Below are 17,245 nucleotides of genomic sequence, written 5' to 3'. Positions count from 1 at the left end.
CGTGGGGCCGTGCGCGTCCGCCGCTGCCGACGACGAGGCGGCGGCGGTACGAGGGGCGCTCGCCCGTACGGATCGTGCGGCGCCGTCAGTCGGCGATCGTCCAGTTGAGCTCGGTCCGCAGGTCCCGTGGGTCCGTGTCCGCCGTCGGCTGCGTCACGTACGTCTCCCACCGGTCCTGACCGCCCCGCAGCCCTTGCGCCCGGATCCAGGCCCCAAGTCGTTCCCAGGACTCCCCCAGTCCGTCGAACCCGCCGTGATGCGTCACCCGCGCGACCCGCCCGCCCGGGAGCTCACCGGTGACGACCCCGTCCTCGGCCCGCACCTCCCGCCCCGTGACGAACCCGACCTCCAGGTCCCGCTTCTCCCCCGGTCCCTCGTGATACATCCCGAACGCGGCACTCTTCGGTGGGACCTGCTGCCGCCGCAGCACCCGCCCCAGTGCCGCGAAGGCCTCGTCGAAGAACGTCCGTACTTCGCTGAGGGCCACGACGCCACGCACGACGGCGGTGGTCTCGGGTTCGAGTTCCACGAGCCGGGGCTGCTGCTCGGGGTCCGGGGTGTTGCTGTCGTGGTCGCTACGCATGCCCATGTCGTTCCGACGCTCCGATCCGCGTTGACGGCGTACTGGGAACGTACAGACCGGATGCGCGTCGGAAAGTCATCGCCGCGCCCGGAGCCGCATCCGCCGCGTGCGGCCCGAGGCTTCATGTCGTGAGGCCTCACGGGGTGCGGACGACCTTGCCGGTCCCGTGCCCGTCCCGTGCCCGTCCCGTGCCCGTCCCGTGCTCGGCTCGGCGAACCGCAGCGCCTCGGCGACCCTCGCGAGCGGCAGGACGGCGGCGACCCGGGCCGTGATCTCACCGTGCCGCTGGGCGGCGAACACCTCGGTGAGGTCGGCCCGCAAACGGGTGCGGAAGCGGTCGGTGGCGAAGGCCCGGCCGGCCCGCAAACGGGTGCGGAAGCGGTCGGCGGCGAAGGCCCGGCCGGCCCAGATGGCGAAGAAGTACGCACGGCGCCCGTCGGGCAGCGCGTTCCACAGCCACACCCGGCCGAGGATCTTGAGCACCGGCCACTGCCTGGAGCCGGTGTTGTCGCGCGTGGCGGCACTGCCGTACGACACGAGGGTGCCCCCGGGGGCGAGCAGTCGCCACGAGTCACGCACGCTGCGGCCGCCTATGTGGGTGAAGACGGCATCCACTCCCCCGGGCGCGAGCTCCCGGACCCTGCCGGGCACGTCCTCCGTCCGGTAGTCGACGGGAGTGACGCCCAAGGCGCGCAGGGCGTCGTGGTGCCGGGCCGAGGCAGTGCCGATCACGGTGGCACCCGCCGCGCGGGCGAGCCGGACGAGGACCGTGCCGACGCCTCCGTTCGCCCGGGCACCAGGGCCGTCGCGCCGGCCCGCACCCGGGCTGTGCCGTGCCGTGCAGCATCTGCCAGGCGGTGATCCCGTTGACCACGAGCACCTCGGCCTCCGCCGCGCTGATGCCGTCGGGCACCGGCACCACGTCCGCCGTATCGACGACCACGTGGCTTGCCCAGCCGCCGACCTTGACGAGCGCGGCCACCCGGCGGCCCACGAGCCGGGCGTCGACGCCCCCCACCGACCGACGCGACGATGCCGACGAGATCGTGGCCCGGCACGAAGGGGAACGGCGGCTGGTCGTGGCAGCGGCCACGGAGCAGTGCCGCAGACGAAGCTCCTCGGGCTCGGCGGTGCCGGGCAGAGGGACAGGGCGAGAGCGACGTGTGATGAGCGGTGGGTGAAACGACGGCAACCCCGCGCGAGCGGTACCGGAACCAGGTGCGTGCGGAGATCAAGAAGCACGCCTGGGAGCAGATCGCGAACGCCGGGGCCTCGGCGCTCTCGCTGAACGCCACCGCCAAGCGGCTGGGGATGAGCGGCCCCGCGCTCTACCGCTACTTCGCCGGCCACGACGAGCCGATCACCGAACTCATCCGCGACGCGGACCGCAGCCTCGCCGACACGTTTCACGCCGCCGCGGCGGACGGCGCCGACATCACCGCGCACGCGTTGCGCGACTGGGCACTCGCCGACCCGCAGCGCTACTTCCTCGTGTACGGCACGCCCGTGCCGGGCCACCACACGCCCGAGGACGTCACCGGGATCACCCGGGAGATCATGAGCGTCCTGTTCGGCGCCTGCGCCGCACCGTCGGACGGCGACACCCCCGCCGCCACCCCTTCGACGCACACCTCGCCGCCCACCGGCAGTGGGCCGACCCCCACCCGACCCCACCGGCGGCTCTCCGCCGCGCCCTCGCCTTCTGGACCCGTCTCCACGGGACGCTGTCCCTGGAACTCGCGGGCCACTTCACCGGCATGGGCTTCGATCCGGCCCAGCTGTACGCAGCGGAGCCGGCCGAACTCACCGACACGGCCCGCGCGGACACCTGATCAGGCCCTGGCATCACTGGGGCACCCGGGCACCCCTGCGGGCGCACCGGTCCGACGGACCGAGCAGAAAAGGCCGGACGCCGAGCCGGAGCAGCTGCGGCTTGTTCACGCCGCAACTGATGCGGTCGACGCCGTCGACGGCTTCGAGGCAGCCACCGCCGCTCGCCCCTCGGGCCTCGTCCTGCGCGCCGCCCGCCCGTGAGGCCGTCCGCCGTAACGCAAGCGGGCCCTCCGTCCGCTGCCGCGGAACCGTTCAGCGGAGCCAGGCGCGGGTGAGCGCCTGAACCGCGGAGCCGTCGAGGTCGGCGAGCGTGGTGCCGACGAACTCGCGGGCCCACTCGGAGGTCTGGACGCGGAACGGGGGCCGGTCCCCGGTCAGGGCCTCGATGATCGAGGCCGCGGCCTCGGACGGCGTCTGGGCGTTGCCGAAGGACTTCTGAGTGCGGGCGACGTAGGCCTGGAGGGCCGGGGCGTACGGTCCGGCCGCGGCAAGCAGGGCCGGGACGTCCAAGCCGATGTTGGCGACGAACTCACTGGCCACCGCGCCCGGTTCGACCACGATGACGTCGACACCGACGGTGGCGGCGACGGGGTCGAGCGACTGCATGAAGCCCTCGACTGCGAACTTCGCCGCGCAGTAGGCCTCGTTGAAGGGCTGTCCGACCGCGCCGCCCACGCTGGTGACGGTGATCACCCGGCCCCGGGAGGCCCGCAGGTGCGGCAGGGCGGCACGGGTGGCGGCGACCACGCCGAAGAAATTGACCTCCATGGCGGCGCGGACGTCGTCGAGGCTCATCTGCTCGATGGTGCCGACCTGCGCGGCGCCGGCGTTGTTGACCAGCGCATCGAGGCGGCCGTGCTCGGCGATCACCTCGTCCAGACACGTGGCAATGCTGTCGGGGTCGACGACGTCCAGGCGCTTGACCTGGATCCGGTCGGTGACGGCGTGCTCGGCCGCCGCCTTGAGCAGGGCCTCGGCCTTTCCGGTGTCGCGCATGGTGGCGACGACGGTCCAGCCGGCCTGGGCGGCGGCCACGGCGGCGGCCAGGCCGATTCCGGAGGACGTACCGGTGATCAGGACGGTCTTTTCGCTGGTCATCAAGGGGTTTCCTTGTCTGTCGAACGGAGCGCCGGCCCATAACCGGAGAACTCCCCATTTAACCGAGAGGCTAACCGGGGAACTCCCCGGTTGTCCAGATAGACTGGATCCCGACGAAGGGAGCAGCCTTGACCACCCAGCCGAGCGTCTTGCGCGCCGATGCCCGCCGCAACCGGGAGCGCATCCTCGAAGCGGCCGTACGCGCTTTCACCGAGAAGGGTGCGGATGTTCCGATCGACGCGATCGCCAAGGCCGCCGGCGTCGGCTCGGCCACGCTCTACCGCCACTTCCCCACACGCGAGGCCCTGGTCGAGGCCGCCTACCGCAACGAGCTGGCCCGTGTCTGCGACAGCGCCGCCGAGCTGCTGGCCGACCTCCCGCCGGACCGGGCCCTGCGCCTGTGGATGGACCGGTTCATCGACTACCTGGCCGCCAAGCAGGGCATGGCGGACGCCCTGCGGGCCGCCGTCGCGTCCGGCGCGGACCCCTTCGCCGAGACCCTCGACCGGCTCGGCGCGGCGATCGGCTCCCTGCTCCGCGCGGGAGCCGACGCCCGTCTCCTGCGCTCGGACATCGACCCCTTCGACGTCGGCCTCAGCCTCGCCGGTGTCGCGCTGATCACCAGCTCTCCGGCCCAGCGGGACCGGTCCGGTCGTCTCCTCGACCTGCTCCTCGACGGGCTTCGCCATGGGGTGGACGGGTAACCCACGTCTGCTCGCTCGTGCTCGACGGGCCGGGTGCCGAGGGCCGACCGACGACGACCGTGCTCACCCTGACCGGACTCGCCGCCGACTGGGCCCGACCGGCAGGGCGACACTCCGGCCCGGTCGGCGGATCCTGTCCGTCCTTGCGATGTTCCTCGCGCTGTCGGAGCCGTACTGCTGGAGGTCGGTCTCTCCCCCATCCTGGGAGAGTGGCGCTCGCCCTGCTCGCCGCGGGCGCGGTGGCCCCGTGGCGGCTCCCGGTCCCGGATGCCGGATGGGCGGCGGCCCCGTAGCGGTTCAGCGGGCGGGAGAGTCCCTTAGCGGGTGCTTGCCGAGAATCGAGGTCCGGTCGAACACGTTGATCGTGATCGCCGTCCAGGCCACGGCCGAGATCTCGTCGCCATCCAAGGCCTCACGCCTGTGCATACGCCCGACTCCGTTCTCGGCAGCCTCTTCCTCATGCCACACCTGACCGCACTCCCCCTCCTGCTCAACAGCGCGATCGTGGCCGGCGGCGGTCGCGATCGTGACGGGGACAGCGGCCCGTCCCGTGGCCGCGCCGTCGGGTGCCACGGGCAGGGCCGCTTCTGTCGCCACTCGGCAATTCCCAGCCGCTCCTACCCCGCATACCCCTGCGAGCTCCTCGACGGCTGAGAATTCCTCTACGAATGCGGCCTGTTGGGCATTCATGCGTGCCTTTCTGAATACGACTACTCAAGTCATGGCAGCGATACGACGGCGAGAGCGGGGCAGGCCGAGCGACTGGGGACCATCGTGCACATGTGCCGCAGAATCAGCGGGCCCTCCATTGCCCTGCGTCCTGGGAGGGTTCGCTTCGCGACTGCTGCTCTCGCCGGCGCGGGCGCAGTCGTGGCCCTCACCGGATGCGCCGGCATCGAGCACCAGGAGGGCATCTGCGGCAGCGGCGAGTACCCCGCCATGTCCGTGGGCGGTACCGGGTCCGCTTGCGTCTCGGACGAGCAGAAGCCTCCGGTCGGTTTCGTGCGGTACCCGGAGGGCAAGGTGCCGCAGCAGGTCGGCGACAAGTGGGACGTGTACTGGGACACCCACTAGGGGGTGTCCGGCGGATCATGTGACGGTCGGATTAGCGGCTCGTTGTTCCCGGATGAGGCGGGGTGATCTGACGAATGCCGAGTGGGGCCGGTTGGAGCCGCACCTGCCGGCGTCGGGGTAGCGTGGCGGCCGGTGGAGCGATCACCGCGGGGTGATCAACGGGATCTTGTTCCGGGTCCGGACCGGGGTCCCGTGGCGTGATCTGCCGGAACGCTACGGCTCCTGGAAGACCGTTTATGAACGGCATCGCCGCTGGTCGGCGGACGGAACGTGGGAGATGCTCCTGCGGCGGGTCCAGGCCGAGGCGGACGCGGCCGGCGAGATCGACTGGGACGTCTCGGTCGACTCGACGTCCGTGCGCGCACACCACCAGGCCGCAGGCGCCCGGCGCGCTCCGTCGCCCGCCATCAAGGGGGATCCGCCCAGGTGGTCAGAGCCGCTCGGGTTTGGGCGGAACTGATCGACCGACTGGCGGAGGTGGTGAGGGAGGTGAGGCGCTATGCCGATCGGGCGGCGGGTTCACTACCAAGATCCACCTGGGCGCGGACGGCCGCTATCGGGTGCTCTCGCCGGTCATCACGCCCGGGCAGTGCGCCGACTGCACCCGTTCGAGGCGGTCATGGACCGGATCTGCGTGCCACGGCTGGCCTGGGGTAAGCCGCGTACGAGGCCGGACAGCGTCAGTGCCGACAAGGGCTACAGCAACCGCCGAACTCGCCGCTACCTACGCAGACGCGGAATCCAGCACGTCATCCCGGAGGAGGCCGACCAGGCAGCCAACCGGGTCCGACGCGGCAGCTCCGGAGCCGACCGCCCGGTTTCGAAAAGGACCGCTACAAGAAGCGCAACACCGTCGAACGGGCGATCAACACCCTCAGCGACCACGGCCATACCAGCATCACCTCCGGCTGCCGCACGACCACCGACCCGGCCCTCCTCGAGCTCGGAATCTCGTCTGCGGACGCCGAACTGCTCACGACCGGCTGGTCCGTCGTGCGCACCGCCGACCTCGACCTCCTGCGCTGCTACACACTGCGCCCCTGACCGCCCGCCGCACGAACGGAAGGAAGCACCTCGTGCCGGACATCGAGAAGCACATCGCCGAGATCTGGACTCTCTACGGCCGGCACCAGCTCACTCGTACCTTCAACCTGCCCGAGTTGGACGACTGGGCCTGGGACGTCCCCGGGTCGGCCCCGGCGTCGACGTGCTCGGCGCCGTCGTCGGCTTGCGCGTCCCGGACCTCGGGGCCGGGGCCGGTCGGCACGCCACCCACCTGGCAGCACTCGGTGCCCACGTCACCGCCGTCGACGCCTCCCCCACCCAGCACCGGCGCGCCCTCGCCCGCTACCCCGGGGCTGCGCCTGGTGTGCGCCGGCGCCGTCGACCACCTGCGGGAAGCTCCCCCTTACGACCTGATCCACTCCGTCGGCGGCGTTCCCTTGACTATCGACTCCCCGCAGGCCGACCAGCCGCTGTCGTACCGGCTGCGGACGGCCACGTCGGGCCGCAGCCCGGGCCCCCGGCCTGCGCGTGGGCCGCAGTCGACGCCTCCCGACCGCCTCCGGGTCGGGCTCGTCGCCTCCACAGGCTCGGCGTGAACGTGCGAGGCGCACCGGCCGATGCTGCAATGGGGACAGGACTGCGTCCGGGGCGTCCGTCGAGACGCGGCACGGACGGGACGGGGTCGGTCAAGTCCTTCCCAACTGCGTGTGGAGTGGTCATGAGCGATGAATTCGAGGACATGGGGCCGGTGGACTACCTGGTCATCGAGTTTCCCGGCAACCGTATGACGGGCAAGGGACTGCCCCTCCTCCTCGATCTGGTCGACAGAGGCATCATCCGCATTCTCGACCTCACGTTCGTCCGGAAGGACGCCGACGGCAGTGTCGTCGGCCTGGAACTTGGGGACTTCGACGCCGACGGCGAGCTGGACCTGGCCGTGTTCGAGGGCTCCTCGTCAGGGCTCCTCGGCCAGGACGACCTCGACGAGGCGGGGGCGGCCCTGGAGCCGGGCAACTCGGCCGGCATCATCATCTACGAGAACCTCTGGGCCGCGCCCCTCGCGCGGGAACTGCGGCGCGGCGGTGCGCAGCTCGTGGCCGGTGGGCGCATCCCCGTGCAGGCCCTGCTGGCCTCGTTGGACGCCATGGAGGAATCGGGCGGCAGCGCCGCCGCCTGACGCCGACGGACGACAGTCAAGGAGGATCGACATGCCAGGACTTCTTCGGGGCGTGGCGCGCACCGCGGTGGTGGCCGGGACGGCGACCGCCGTCTCCAACAGGGTCTCGCGACGCCAGGCGGGCCGCTGGGCCCAGCAGGAAGCGGCTCCGGCGCAACAGTACGCACCGCCGCCCCCGCCCCCGCCGCCGGCCGCGGCCCCCGCCCCGGCCGACGACATGAGCAGCAAGATCGCTCAGCTCAAGGAACTCGGCGAGCTGAAGGAACAAGGCGTGCTGACCGAGGCGGAGTTCGCGGCCCAGAAGAGCAAGCTCCTCGGCTCCTGACGCCCGAGTCGGCTCCTGACGCCCGAGCGAGCCGCCCGCGCCCCTGCGGCTTCCGGCCGCCGGAAGGAGCGCGCCCGCTCTCCGTCCCCTACGGCTCGGCTCCTGAGCCCGCCGGAGCCACCGCGCCGTCCCTCGTCCCGAACGGCTCATGGCCGCCGGGGCGAGGGACGGCGCGTTCGGCCGCTCGGGCGTTCGGTGAAGGCGGGGATGCGCGGGCCCTGCGGCAGAAGCTCGGTGACGACGAAGGACAGGACGGCGGCCAGTACCACCAGAGCCACCGTCTCCACGTTGCCCAGCAGGAGCACGACCAGGATCACGCCGCTCACGGGCAGCCGCAGCGCCGCGGTCACCGAGGCGGCCATGCCGATCGCCATCGCCGGCACGAGACCGAGGCCCGGCAGGGGGGCGAGCAGGACGCCGGTGGCTCCGCCCAGGAACAGCGCGGGAAAGACGGGGCCACCGCGAAGACTGCCCAGACACAGCGCGTACGCGAGGCCCTTGAAGACGAGGATCGCGACGAGGGCGCCCACCGACCAGGTGTGGGGGCTCTGCGCCAGTTCGGACAGCGTCGCCTCGCCGGACAGGGCCGCCTCGGCGGGCGAGCGACCGGTGGTGAGGGCGTAGAGCGTGATGCAGACCGCCGCGCCCGCCGCGCAGAGAGCCGTGTTCCGTACGATCCGGCTCACCACGAAACGGGCCGCGAACCGGCCGCCCACGAGGGCCCAGTGGACGACGAACGCGACGGCGGGCGCCACGACGAGGACCCACAGCACGTCCGCGCCGTCGAGCGGCGGCGGCTCGGGCAGCCCGATGTTCAGGCTCCCCGTCTCCAGGCCCGTCCAGTGGACGAACCCGGTGAAGATCAACGCTCCGACGCCGCTGGCCAGCAGGGCCGGCAGCATCACGGCGAACAGCTGCGGCCCGCCCACCCCGGCCACCTCCATCAGCAGCACGGCGCCGACCACCGGGTTCCCGAAGAGCGCGGAGATGGCCGCCGCCGCCCCGGCCGCGCCGAGCAGCGCGGTACTCGCTTCGGTCTGCGGGGCGCGGACCAGGCCCGCGAAGAACAGCGCGAGGCCTCCGCCCAGGGCGATCAGCGGCGCCTCGGGGCCCAGTACGGCGCCGAGCGGAAGACCGGCCGTCGCGGCGAGGACGACACCGGGCAGGGCCTGCTTCGTGACCCCGCCCGCGTGCAGCCCGCCCGCCGGGATGTGTCCGCCCCGGCCGGGCAGGCGTGCGACCACCAGACCGACGACGAGCCCGGCCACCGGCAGCAGCATGAGCCCCCACCACCAGGGGGCCTGCTTCCAGCCCAGGTCCTTCGGCCAGTCCGTCCAGATGAGGCCCTCCAGCTCGTGGAGCGCCACGAGGAACCAGAAGGCGACGAGCGCCACCGGAACGCCGATCAGCCCGGAGAACACCAGAGCCTTGCGGTACTCGGGCCGCCGCAGCATCGTCCGCAGCAGGTCGGCTTCCTGGGGCTGGCTGCCCTGCTCATCGGTCGCGCGGCTCGGGGGTGGGGTTCCGGTGATGGGGTCCTCCACGGCTCGACACCACGTCAGGCGCCCGGGTCGGCGGGACGCAGGATGGCGCTATGGGTATATATCGGGGCGTATATACCGTGAGGGCGGCGCGGTTATGCGCGTGCGCCGCGGTTCAGCCGTTGAGCGGAGCCGACGAAGGCGACCCGGGGCCGCCCCCGTACGTCAGAGCGCGTCCGGGCCGCGCTGCCCGGTGCGGACGCGCACCACCGTCTCCACCGGCACCGCCCACACCTTGCCGTCGCCGATCTTGCCCGTGTGGGCGGCGCGGACGATGGCGTCGATGGCGGGCTCCATGTCGGCGTCCTCGACGACGACCTCGATACGGGCCTTGGGGACGAGGTCCACGCGGTACTCGGCGCCCCGGTACACCTCGGTGTGGCCTCGCTGGCGCCCGTAGCCGCTGGCCTCGGTGACCGTCAGCCCGTTGATGCCGAGTTCCTGGAGCGCGTTCTTCACCTCGTCGAGGCGGAACGGCTTGACGATCGCGGTGATCAGCTTCATGCGGAGGGCTTCCTGTCCTTGGCGAGCGAGGTGACGGGGGACGCGGCGTGCAGCGGCGCGCCGCCGTGGCCGAGCACGCCGTGATCGTAAGCGGTCTCCGCGTGCACCGTCTGATCGAGTCCCGTCAACTCCTCCTCGGCGGAGGCCCGCAGCCCCATCGCCCGGTCGAGGGCCTTGCCGATCCCGTACGTGACGAGGAAGGTGTACGCCGCCACGGCCGCCACGGCGAGGGCCTGCCGGCCGAGCTGGCCGAGCCCGCCGCCGTACAGCAGCCCCTCCTTGCCGCCGGTCATCGCCGAGGTCGCGAACAGGCCGATCAGCAGCGTGCCGACGACACCTCCGGCGAAGTGCACGCCCACGACGTCCAGCGAGTCGTCGTAGTCGAAGCGGAACTTCCAGGCGACCGCGTACGAGCAGACGACGCCCGCGGCGAGACCGACCGCCGCCGCGCCCGGCATGCCGACGACGCCGCACGCCGGAGTGATCGCCACGAGCCCGGCGACCGCGCCGGACGCCGCGCCGAACGTGGTGGGGTGGCCGTCGCGCCTCTGCTCGACGAAGAGCCAGCCGAGGAGACCGGTGCACCCGGCGACGAGGGTGTTGAGGAGGGAGGCGGCGGCCAGACCGTTCGCGCCGAGCGCCGAGCCGCCGTTGAAGCCGAGCCAGCCGAACCACAGCAGACCCGCGCCGAGCAGGACCATCGGCAGGTTGTGCGGCCGCATCGCGTCCTTCTTGAAGCCGATGCGCGGACCGAGTACCAGGCACATCGCGAGGCCGGACGCGCCCGAAGCGATCTCGACGACGAGTCCGCCCGCGAAGTCGAGGGCGCCCAGCGAGTGGGAGATCCAGCCGCCGGGGCCCCACACCCAGTGCGCCACGGGAACGTATACGAGAAGCGTCCATACCGGTACGAAGACGAGCCAGCCCGCGAACTTGGTGCGGTCCGCGACCGCGCCGCTGATCAGCGCCGCCGTGATGATCGCGAAGGTCAGCTGGAAGGTGCTGAAGAGGAAGGTGGGAACCGTGCCGGTGAGGGTGTCGGGACCGATGCCGGCCAGGCCGAGGTGTCCGAGGCCGCCGATCAGGCCCGCGAAGGCGTCGTCGTCGAACGCGAGCGAGTAGCCGGCGACCAGCCAGACCACCGTGACCAGGGCGATCGACACGAAGCTCATCATCAGCATGTTGAGGACGCTCTTCGTGCGGACCATGCCGCCGTAGAACAGAGCCAGGCCCGGGGTCATCAGCAGAACCAGCGCGGTGGCGGCGAGCAGCCAGGCGGTGTCGCCGGTGTCGAGCCGGGGTGGGGCGGCGAGGGGCATCAACGGTCTCCTCCTACGGGGTAGGGGGAGAGCCTCGTGGCGGCGCGTTTCGCGATGCGTACACAGGCGTTTCCGCTGTGTTTCGTATGACGCGAAGATTGCCGGAACCTCACGCCGCACCCCGCTCGTTCCGATGACGACTTCCCCGCTTGGGAGACATACGGCATCGACGAATGCTGGCGCTGCCGGCTGCCGGCGAACCCCGGCACAGCCATCGGCCGTCGCAAGCACCCTCGGACGACTGCGGACCAAGATCCGGGCCATTTCCGGACCAGGCCCTTCCCAGAAGCCATGGAAACTGTCGTTTTCACTGGTCAGCGCGCATCCCGCGCCTGTACTACCAGCAGACGAAGAAGCTCGGGTTCTTCCAGGGCAGGGCATGGGGCGTCCGGCCAGGCGAAACATGCGTCCGGCGCCCCCTCGACATGCGACTGAATCAACGCCTGCGGCGATCGTCACGCACAGCTACACAGCGGTTGGGCGCCATGAACGACAGGGCTGAAGTCCCCGATCGCGGCGGATCGGGGACTTCCGCCTTTACGGGCCCGGCCGGAGGGGATCTGGGCGGGGCCCTGCTGCCGCCCCGGGTGCCGGGTGCCTCCTTACGCGGCGGGGGTGAGTTCCGCGCGGCCGAACAGCAGCGCGTAGCCGGTGGGGAGCTGGTGCAGGATGCGGGTGATCAGGTCGGGGCCGGCCCAGGCCGCGACGGCGGAGAAGACGGAGCCGGTGTCCCAGCGAGTGGTGGCGAGGGAGGCGCCGGTGCGGGCGGCGAGGTCCTTGACGAAGGCCCAGCCGGTCAGCGGCTGCGGGTCGGGGATCTGAGCGGTCAGGACACGTGCGGCCTCCAGGGGCAGCCGGGCGGCCAGGTCGACGCGCTCGTCGCCGGTCAGCGCGCGCCCCAGGCCCGACAGGACCAGGCGGACGGCTTCGTCTGCTTTCTCGCGGGTGGGGTAGGCGCCTTCGTAGCGGACCTTCTCCAGCATCTGCTCGTACGCCGTCCCGTACGGCTGCTGGTGCTCAAGCGGTGCGCGCACGTCGGTGATCACTGCGGTGCATGCCTTTCGTAGAGCCAGGATGGGCGGTGCCGGTGTGCGGCACCGAGTCAGTGGTCAGATGGGCTGGGGGCGGCCGAAAAGGAGGTCGTAGCCGGCGGGGAGCTGGAGCAGGATCTCCTTGAGGAGGTCGTCGCCGGCGGTGTCGGCGACCGTGGACAGCGCTGCGCTGACGTCCCACGCCGCGGTCTGCTCGGTGGCTCCCTCGATCCAGGCTGCGGTCGCCCGCACGAATCGCTCTGGCGACAGCGGTTCGGCGCTCTGGAGCGGGTTGAGGAGGATCAGGGCGAAGTCCTCCGGCAGGCGTGCCGCGAGCTGGGCGCGGACTTCGCCGACCAGGTGTGCGCCGAGCAGGGCGAGCACCACACGGGTCGCTCGCTCGGCTTCCTCCACAGTGCCGTACTCACCGCGTTCCTTCACATGGTCGAGGAACGCCTCGCGTCGCAGAGCCATCTCAGCCACCACCCCTTGTTCTTCGGACTGCCCATGGGGGGTGCGGAGGGCGGAATGAGGGGGAGATCAGTTGCCCTCCGCACCTGTCCGGCCGATGTCAGCCGGAGATCTCCTTGCGGCCGGAGCCCGCGCCGATGGAGATCTTGCGGGGCTTGGCGCGCTCGGCGATCGGGATGCGCAGGGTGAGCACGCCCGCGTCGTAGTCGGCCTGGATGTGCTCGGTGTCGAGGGTGTCGGCGAGCACGATCTGGCGGGAGAAGACGCCCAGCGGCCGCTCGGACAGCTCCATCTGTACGTCGTCGGACTTCGCCACCGGCCGGCGCTCGGCCTTGACGGTCAGCATGTTCCGCTCGACGTCGATGTCGATCGCGTCCGCGGTGACGCCGGGAAGGTCGAAGGCCACCACGTACTCGTCACCCTCGCGGTAGGCGTCCATCGGCATCGCCGACGGCTTCGACCAGGTGCCCGGGCCCATCAGCTGCTGCGCCAGCCGGTCCAGCTCACGGAAGGGGTCAGTGCGCATCAACATCGTGAAAACACCTCCAGCAGGTTCAGGCAGTTACTGCCAATGCGCCTCACTGACACCGTTGTAACATGTCATCCAATGGATGACAAACACGATGTCGTCAGCTTGATGACAACCCGAGGGAGGTGTCCGTGACCCCGGCCGACCAGCCGTCTCCGTCCCGCGCCGATGCCCACAGCCCGGTGTCGTTCCTTGCCGCCGCGGCGGCCCTTGACGCCATAGACGCCGCCCTGCGCGAAGCCCGGCACAAGACCTCGGACGCCCCCGCCCCCGGTCCGGAACAGGCCCTGGCCTCCTTGTCGCTGCTGCGGCAGGTGCGCGAGCAGCTCGCCGGGTGGGAGACCGGCCTGATCGAAACGGCCCGCGACGCGGGCGCCAGCTGGGCCGACCTCGCCCACCCCCTCGGCGTCGCCAGCCGCCAGGCCGCCGAACGCCGCTACCTGCGCGGCCGTCCCGGCCCGGCCGGGACCACCGGCGAGCAGCGTGTCCAGGCCACCCGTCAGGCCCGGGCCGCCGACCGCAGCACCGCCGCCTGGGCTCGCCGCAACGCGGCCGACCTGCGCCGCCTCGCCGGCCAGATCACCGCTCTCACCGACCTTCCCCCCGCCGCCCGCCGCCCTATCAGCGAGCTCCACGCGGCCCTCGCCCACGACGATCCCGCCGACCTCATCGCCCCCCTCACCGCTGCCCGCCCGCATCTGGCTGCCGCCCACCCCGACCTCACCGCCCGGCTCGACTCCCTCACGCCTCCCTGACCCCGCCCGGCACACCGCAACAGCAACCCGGCCAACGTCCGCCCCCCGGGCGAACGAGGGGAGCCCTGGAGACCGACGCGGCCGACCTGCGGATCCATCTGGCCTGCTCCCTCACCAAGTGGAGGAGGAGATCGCACCCTCACGGACGGAGACGGCCACCCGCATCAGGTGCCGGAACTGGGACTCGATCAGGTCCCAGTCGATGACGTTCGTGCCCGGCTCGCCGAACAGGGCGTCGAGGTGCTCGTACTCGGCCTGCTTGCTGGACCGGTAGAGGACCGAGCCCTTCCAGTTCCTGGTCCGGGGCACCAGGTCGAAGCCCAGCAGATGCGCCAGCGCAAAGACCAGACAGGAGCGGCCCTGCGTATCGGCGTGCACCGTGGTCGGCTGGACCAAACGAAACGCGTGCAGTCGCGTCTGCGAGAGATCGACTCCGAGGCGCGTCATCGGCTGAGGGGGCGTCCGGGGGCAAGCGTTCCGAGCGACTTCGCCCGCCTGCTCCTTCTGCAGACCGGGCGGATAGGCTCGACAGCGTGCGGGAGATCATCAAGGCCCTGGTTCCGGGCACCGAGGAGTCGTCGATGCACCACCTGGACCCGCGGCATGCCGCGCGGCTCGCCACTTATGGGACCGTGGCCACGCGCCTGTCCCTGCTGAGCGACCGTCGGCTCGGCGAGGTCGTGGCCGCCGCCGACCCGCTCGGATCCGGCATCGGCGGCAGGTCGGCAGAGCTGGACGTCGAAGGCACGCGGGTGTTCGTCAAGCGGGTCCCCCTCACCGACACCGAGTTGCGGCCGGAGAACGCGCGGTCGACGGCGAACCTCTTCGGACTGCCGATGTTCTACCAGTACGGGGTGGGCTCGGCGGGGTTCGGAGCCTGGCGAGAGCTGGCCGTGCACGTCATGACCACCAACTGGGTCCTCAGGAACGAGTACGAGGGCTTTCCGCTGATGTACCACTGGCGAATCCTGCCCGACTCCCCTCCCCAGGGTTTCGTCGACGAGTTCGGGGGCATCGACGGGGCGGTCGCGCACTGGGAGGGATCATCGGCCGTGCGTGAGCGGCTGGAGGCCATCGGCCGTTCCTCTTCCAGCCTGGTGCTCTTCCTGGAACACGTTCCGCAGACCCTCGCCGACTGGCTGCACGACCACCGGACCGCGGCGCCGGAGGGCAGCGAGGGCTCGCCGCACCCACGGGTGGAGGAGGCCCTGGCGCGCGGGAGTGCCTTCATGAGCTCGCGCGGACTCGTCCACTTCGATGCCCACTTCGCCAATGTCCTGACCGACGGCCAGCTGCTCTATTTCGCGGACTTCGGACTCGCCCTGAGTTCCGGCTTCGAACTGTCGGCGGCCGAGGCGGAGTTCCTCTCCGACCATCTCGCGTACGACCGCAGCCACACCGCGAGTCATCTGCTCCGCCACCACCTGCCCGATGGCCTGCGCGGCGGGATGGAACACGAGGCGTTCCTGCGCGAGTGGATCGCCGGCCACCGGCCCGATGGCGTCCCGGACGAGATCGCCGCGATGATCGACCGGCATTCCCGAGCCGCCGTGGTCTTCGGCGAATTCGCCCGCCGTCTGCTCACCGAGAGCAAGCGGACGCCGTTCCCGGCCGCCGAGATCGAGCGGGCCTGGGGCACTGCGGTCCCGGCGCCCCACTGAGGCCGGCCTTCGGCAGGAGACCGCCGTCAGGACGTCCCGCGACGGGCGGTGTCCCGGGGGCCGAGGCGACGCTGCGGTTCGATGTTCTCGCCCTGGGCGGCTTCCGGGGCCTGCCGCAGGGCCTGGACCTCGTCACGGTGCCGCCGCTTGAGTTCGGCCATGGTGTCGCGTCCACCGGCAGGGAACATGAGTAGTCGGCCCATGTCTCGTCGCCCGGGGCGTGAGTCGGCAGCTTCTGCTTGGCGACCGCGATCGGTGCGTCGCCCACGACGGCCTGGTGCAGCGGGCAGCCTGTCATGACCTCGGAGACGGTCCGCGTACCGGAGCCGAACCGGTCCTCAGCGTCGCCGTACAGCGCCTCGGCCACCCCGGAAAGGGGGCCACGGAGTGGTTGAAGCCCTGATGCCGGAGGTCCTCGCAGGGCCTGCGTGAGAGCCAGGGGCGCCCTCGACCGGACCGGCCGTTGTCGTGGCCTGATCTCTGAGACCGGAAACAGACTGTTACGGTTCGCGGACACACCGTAGAAACGGGCTGTCGTTTTCCGCTGATCGTTTTCCGATCCAAGGAGCCCAGCATGACCCGTTTCCGCACCACCACCATGGTTCTCGCCGCCGCCGCGATGTCCGCCCTTGCCGCCGCGCCCGCCCAGGCGGCCCCCGGTGACGTGACGACCACCTGCGCGAGCACCGCTACCCCGTACGGCTACGTCGACGTCAGCTGGGGTTACAGCGCCAGCTGCGGCACCCAGAACTTCGACCCGAACATCAAGCAGATCAAGCAGCTCACCGGCCTGCCCATAGGCACCGTCGTCCAGGCCTGCGGGTCCACGTACTACCCGGCCGGCTGGGTCCAGACCAGCTCCTACTACTCCAGCTCCTGCGTCGCGTGGCCGAACTCCGGTTTCAACAACAACGCCTGGACCCTCAAGCGCGTCTCCTGACCGCACCTTCCGAAGGCGGCCCCGCCTCGCGAGCGGATCGGGCGAGGCGGGCGCACCTGTCGATGTCGCCTCCAGAAGTCGTGTAATCGACCGTCTGGCTCCGGTGGTGAGATGCGCAGGGCCAGGTGATGCACGTTCGAGGACGTGTGCCGCTTGGTCGACCACGGCTTCCGACTCGGCAGCCGGTCCATGCTGATCTTCCACCCACTCAGGGAACTGGAAAGCTCCGTCAGGTCCGTTCTCCTGGCGCCCGTGGACCGGCTGGAGAAAACGGCCGCCGCACCGCAACCCACCACCGGGGACGCGCAGCGCCTGCGTACGGATTTTCCCCAGAACCGCCTGACCTGGCAGACGTTCCGGTGCTGCGGCTCCTCGCCCCGGCCGCCTCCGAGCTGCGCCCGCACTCACCGACCACGCGTCCGAGAACCACGCGGGCCTGCGGCGCGTCGTCATGCGCTTCTTCAACACCCACGGGTGACGGCAGTGGTGCCGGTGATCGAGCGGATCGCCGACGGGCTCCTCGACACGGTACGGGCAGAGCTCGACGCGACGGGCGAGAGCGACCTCTTCTCCGGGTTCGCGCACACGCTGATGGAACTCGTGAACGACCCGATGGCGTCGACGGACAGCTTCGTCTGGGAGCCGGCCCGGACAGCCCATCTCCACCGTCCTGCGCCGCCAAGCCCGGGGTGTGG

At 71.3% G+C, this 17,245-nt stretch carries 19 protein-coding genes and 3 pseudogenes; 10 read left to right on the top strand and 12 right to left on the bottom strand.

Annotation, left to right across the window (positions count from 1 at the left end):
* Window positions 1-85: 85 nt before the first annotated feature.
* Together SVTN_RS37675 and SVTN_RS37670 are read right to left on the bottom strand one after the other, a co-directional pair.
* Window positions 86-583 carry a GyrI-like domain-containing protein gene (locus SVTN_RS37675; RefSeq protein ID WP_052499546.1) on the bottom strand — a complete coding sequence of 166 codons (498 nt, stop codon included), beginning with the start codon at window positions 581-583 and terminating at the stop codon, window positions 86-88.
* Window positions 584-658: 75 nt separating this feature from the next.
* Window positions 659-1,815: pseudogene (locus tag SVTN_RS37670) on the bottom strand (zinc-binding dehydrogenase).
* Between SVTN_RS37670 and SVTN_RS37665 the strand changes: the two are divergent.
* A pseudogene (locus SVTN_RS37665) lies at window positions 1,757-2,415 on the top strand (TetR/AcrR family transcriptional regulator). The pseudogenes SVTN_RS37670 and SVTN_RS37665 overlap by 59 nt on opposite strands.
* A 253-nt stretch (window positions 2,416-2,668) precedes the next feature.
* Here SVTN_RS37665 and SVTN_RS37660 read toward each other — a convergent pair.
* Entirely contained in the window at window positions 2,669-3,514 is an 846-nt protein-coding gene (locus SVTN_RS37660; protein ID WP_041133086.1) for an SDR family oxidoreductase, read from the bottom strand.
* A gap of 128 nt (window positions 3,515-3,642) precedes the next feature.
* Between SVTN_RS37660 and SVTN_RS37655 the strand changes: the two genes are divergently transcribed.
* Entirely contained in the window at window positions 3,643-4,218 is a 576-nt protein-coding gene (locus tag SVTN_RS37655; protein WP_041133085.1) for a TetR/AcrR family transcriptional regulator, read from the top strand.
* 297 nt (window positions 4,219-4,515) lie between these two features.
* Here the strand turns inward: SVTN_RS37655 and SVTN_RS46720 are convergent, their stop codons facing one another.
* On the bottom strand, window positions 4,516-4,791 hold the full coding sequence (locus SVTN_RS46720) for a hypothetical protein (RefSeq protein WP_041133084.1): 276 nt from the start codon (window positions 4,789-4,791) through the stop codon (window positions 4,516-4,518).
* Window positions 4,792-4,998: 207 nt separating this feature from the next.
* Here SVTN_RS46720 and SVTN_RS37645 point away from each other — a divergent pair, with 207 nt between their 5' ends.
* From SVTN_RS37645 to SVTN_RS37625, 5 genes and pseudogenes are all read left to right on the top strand, one after another.
* Entirely contained in the window at window positions 4,999-5,292 is a 294-nt protein-coding gene (locus tag SVTN_RS37645; RefSeq protein ID WP_041134691.1) for an SCO0607 family lipoprotein, read from the top strand.
* 52 nt (window positions 5,293-5,344) lie between these two features.
* Window positions 5,345-6,041 (top strand): annotated as a pseudogene (locus SVTN_RS45945) (IS5 family transposase); the annotation flags it as partial.
* Between the two features lie 327 nt (window positions 6,042-6,368).
* Window positions 6,369-6,893, top strand: coding sequence for a hypothetical protein (locus SVTN_RS37635; RefSeq protein WP_041133083.1), 525 nt, complete (start codon window positions 6,369-6,371; stop codon window positions 6,891-6,893).
* Window positions 6,894-7,015: 122 nt separating this feature from the next.
* Window positions 7,016-7,474 carry a DUF6325 family protein gene (locus tag SVTN_RS37630; protein WP_174518310.1) on the top strand — a complete coding sequence of 153 codons (459 nt, stop codon included), beginning with the start codon at window positions 7,016-7,018 and terminating at the stop codon, window positions 7,472-7,474.
* A gap of 31 nt (window positions 7,475-7,505) precedes the next feature.
* Complete coding sequence (locus tag SVTN_RS37625) at window positions 7,506-7,799, top strand: SHOCT domain-containing protein (RefSeq protein WP_041133081.1); 294 nt, start codon at window positions 7,506-7,508, stop codon at window positions 7,797-7,799.
* Between the two features lie 146 nt (window positions 7,800-7,945).
* On the opposite strand, the gene SVTN_RS37620 is transcribed toward SVTN_RS37625, so the two are convergent.
* The 6 genes from SVTN_RS37620 to SVTN_RS37595 form a co-directional block, all read right to left on the bottom strand.
* A complete protein-coding gene (locus SVTN_RS37620; protein WP_041134690.1) occupies window positions 7,946-9,253 on the bottom strand; it encodes a chloride channel protein in 1,308 nt (435 codons plus the stop codon).
* Between the two features lie 252 nt (window positions 9,254-9,505).
* A complete protein-coding gene (locus SVTN_RS37615) occupies window positions 9,506-9,844 on the bottom strand; it encodes a P-II family nitrogen regulator (RefSeq protein ID WP_041133080.1) in 339 nt (112 codons plus the stop codon).
* Window positions 9,841-11,163: an ammonium transporter gene (locus SVTN_RS37610; protein WP_078908666.1), complete on the bottom strand. Its 1,323-nt coding sequence runs from the start codon at window positions 11,161-11,163 to the stop codon at window positions 9,841-9,843. Before SVTN_RS37610 ends, SVTN_RS37615 begins: the two co-directional genes overlap by 4 nt.
* 602 nt (window positions 11,164-11,765) lie before the next feature.
* Entirely contained in the window at window positions 11,766-12,209 is a 444-nt protein-coding gene (locus tag SVTN_RS37605; protein WP_041133078.1) for a DUF2267 domain-containing protein, read from the bottom strand.
* A gap of 63 nt (window positions 12,210-12,272) precedes the next feature.
* The gene (locus tag SVTN_RS37600; RefSeq protein WP_041133077.1) at window positions 12,273-12,668 is read right to left on the bottom strand and encodes a DUF2267 domain-containing protein; all 396 of its coding nucleotides are present in this window, start codon (window positions 12,666-12,668) and stop codon (window positions 12,273-12,275) included.
* 97 nt (window positions 12,669-12,765) lie between these two features.
* Complete coding sequence (locus tag SVTN_RS37595) at window positions 12,766-13,197, bottom strand: Hsp20/alpha crystallin family protein (protein WP_041133076.1); 432 nt, start codon at window positions 13,195-13,197, stop codon at window positions 12,766-12,768.
* A 128-nt stretch (window positions 13,198-13,325) separates the two neighbouring features.
* On the opposite strand from SVTN_RS37595, the gene SVTN_RS37590 reads away from it, so the two are divergent.
* The gene (locus tag SVTN_RS37590; RefSeq protein WP_041133075.1) at window positions 13,326-13,949 is read left to right on the top strand and encodes a hypothetical protein; all 624 of its coding nucleotides are present in this window, start codon (window positions 13,326-13,328) and stop codon (window positions 13,947-13,949) included.
* Between the two features lie 111 nt (window positions 13,950-14,060).
* Here the strand turns inward: SVTN_RS37590 and SVTN_RS37585 are convergent, their stop codons facing one another.
* The gene (locus SVTN_RS37585; protein WP_052499545.1) at window positions 14,061-14,345 is read right to left on the bottom strand and encodes a Tn3 family transposase; all 285 of its coding nucleotides are present in this window, start codon (window positions 14,343-14,345) and stop codon (window positions 14,061-14,063) included.
* A 185-nt stretch (window positions 14,346-14,530) separates the two neighbouring features.
* On the opposite strand from SVTN_RS37585, the gene SVTN_RS37580 reads away from it, so the two are divergent.
* Window positions 14,531-15,610, top strand: coding sequence for a protein kinase family protein (locus SVTN_RS37580; RefSeq protein ID WP_041134688.1), 1,080 nt, complete (start codon window positions 14,531-14,533; stop codon window positions 15,608-15,610).
* A gap of 26 nt (window positions 15,611-15,636) precedes the next feature.
* On the opposite strand, the gene SVTN_RS46295 is transcribed toward SVTN_RS37580, so the two are convergent.
* Entirely contained in the window at window positions 15,637-15,771 is a 135-nt protein-coding gene (locus SVTN_RS46295; protein ID WP_281192665.1) for a hypothetical protein, read from the bottom strand.
* A 413-nt stretch (window positions 15,772-16,184) separates the two neighbouring features.
* Between SVTN_RS46295 and SVTN_RS37575 the strand changes: the two genes are divergently transcribed.
* Window positions 16,185-16,550, top strand: a complete 366-nt coding sequence (locus SVTN_RS37575) for a hypothetical protein (RefSeq protein WP_041133074.1) — start codon at window positions 16,185-16,187, stop codon at window positions 16,548-16,550.
* The last annotated feature ends 695 nt before the right edge of the window (window positions 16,551-17,245 follow it).

The organism is Streptomyces vietnamensis (assembly GCF_000830005.1).
GTDB lineage: Bacteria > Actinomycetota > Actinomycetes > Streptomycetales > Streptomycetaceae > Streptomyces > Streptomyces vietnamensis.
Note: the sequence above shows the minus strand (reverse complement) of the source record. Positions and strands in the feature narration are given on the sequence as shown.

Coding starts and splice junctions, on each gene's coding strand:
- SVTN_RS37610 (WP_078908666.1), bottom strand. CDS start 11,163: ATGCCCCTCGCCGCCCCACCCCGGCTCGACACCGGCGACACCGCCTGG.
- SVTN_RS37630 (WP_174518310.1), top strand. CDS start 7,016: ATGAGCGATGAATTCGAGGACATGGGGCCGGTGGACTACCTGGTCATC.
- SVTN_RS37675 (WP_052499546.1), bottom strand. CDS start 583: ATGCGTAGCGACCACGACAGCAACACCCCGGACCCCGAGCAGCAGCCC.
- SVTN_RS37620 (WP_041134690.1), bottom strand. CDS start 9,253: ATGCTGCGGCGGCCCGAGTACCGCAAGGCTCTGGTGTTCTCCGGGCTG.
- SVTN_RS37625 (WP_041133081.1), top strand. CDS start 7,506: ATGCCAGGACTTCTTCGGGGCGTGGCGCGCACCGCGGTGGTGGCCGGG.
- SVTN_RS37615 (WP_041133080.1), bottom strand. CDS start 9,844: ATGAAGCTGATCACCGCGATCGTCAAGCCGTTCCGCCTCGACGAGGTG.
- SVTN_RS37575 (WP_041133074.1), top strand. CDS start 16,185: ATGACCCGTTTCCGCACCACCACCATGGTTCTCGCCGCCGCCGCGATG.
- SVTN_RS46295 (WP_281192665.1), bottom strand. CDS start 15,771: ATGGCCGAACTCAAGCGGCGGCACCGTGACGAGGTCCAGGCCCTGCGG.
- SVTN_RS37595 (WP_041133076.1), bottom strand. CDS start 13,197: ATGTTGATGCGCACTGACCCCTTCCGTGAGCTGGACCGGCTGGCGCAG.
- SVTN_RS37660 (WP_041133086.1), bottom strand. CDS start 3,514: ATGACCAGCGAAAAGACCGTCCTGATCACCGGTACGTCCTCCGGAATC.
- SVTN_RS37600 (WP_041133077.1), bottom strand. CDS start 12,668: ATGGCTCTGCGACGCGAGGCGTTCCTCGACCATGTGAAGGAACGCGGT.
- SVTN_RS37645 (WP_041134691.1), top strand. CDS start 4,999: ATGTGCCGCAGAATCAGCGGGCCCTCCATTGCCCTGCGTCCTGGGAGG.
- SVTN_RS37580 (WP_041134688.1), top strand. CDS start 14,531: ATGCACCACCTGGACCCGCGGCATGCCGCGCGGCTCGCCACTTATGGG.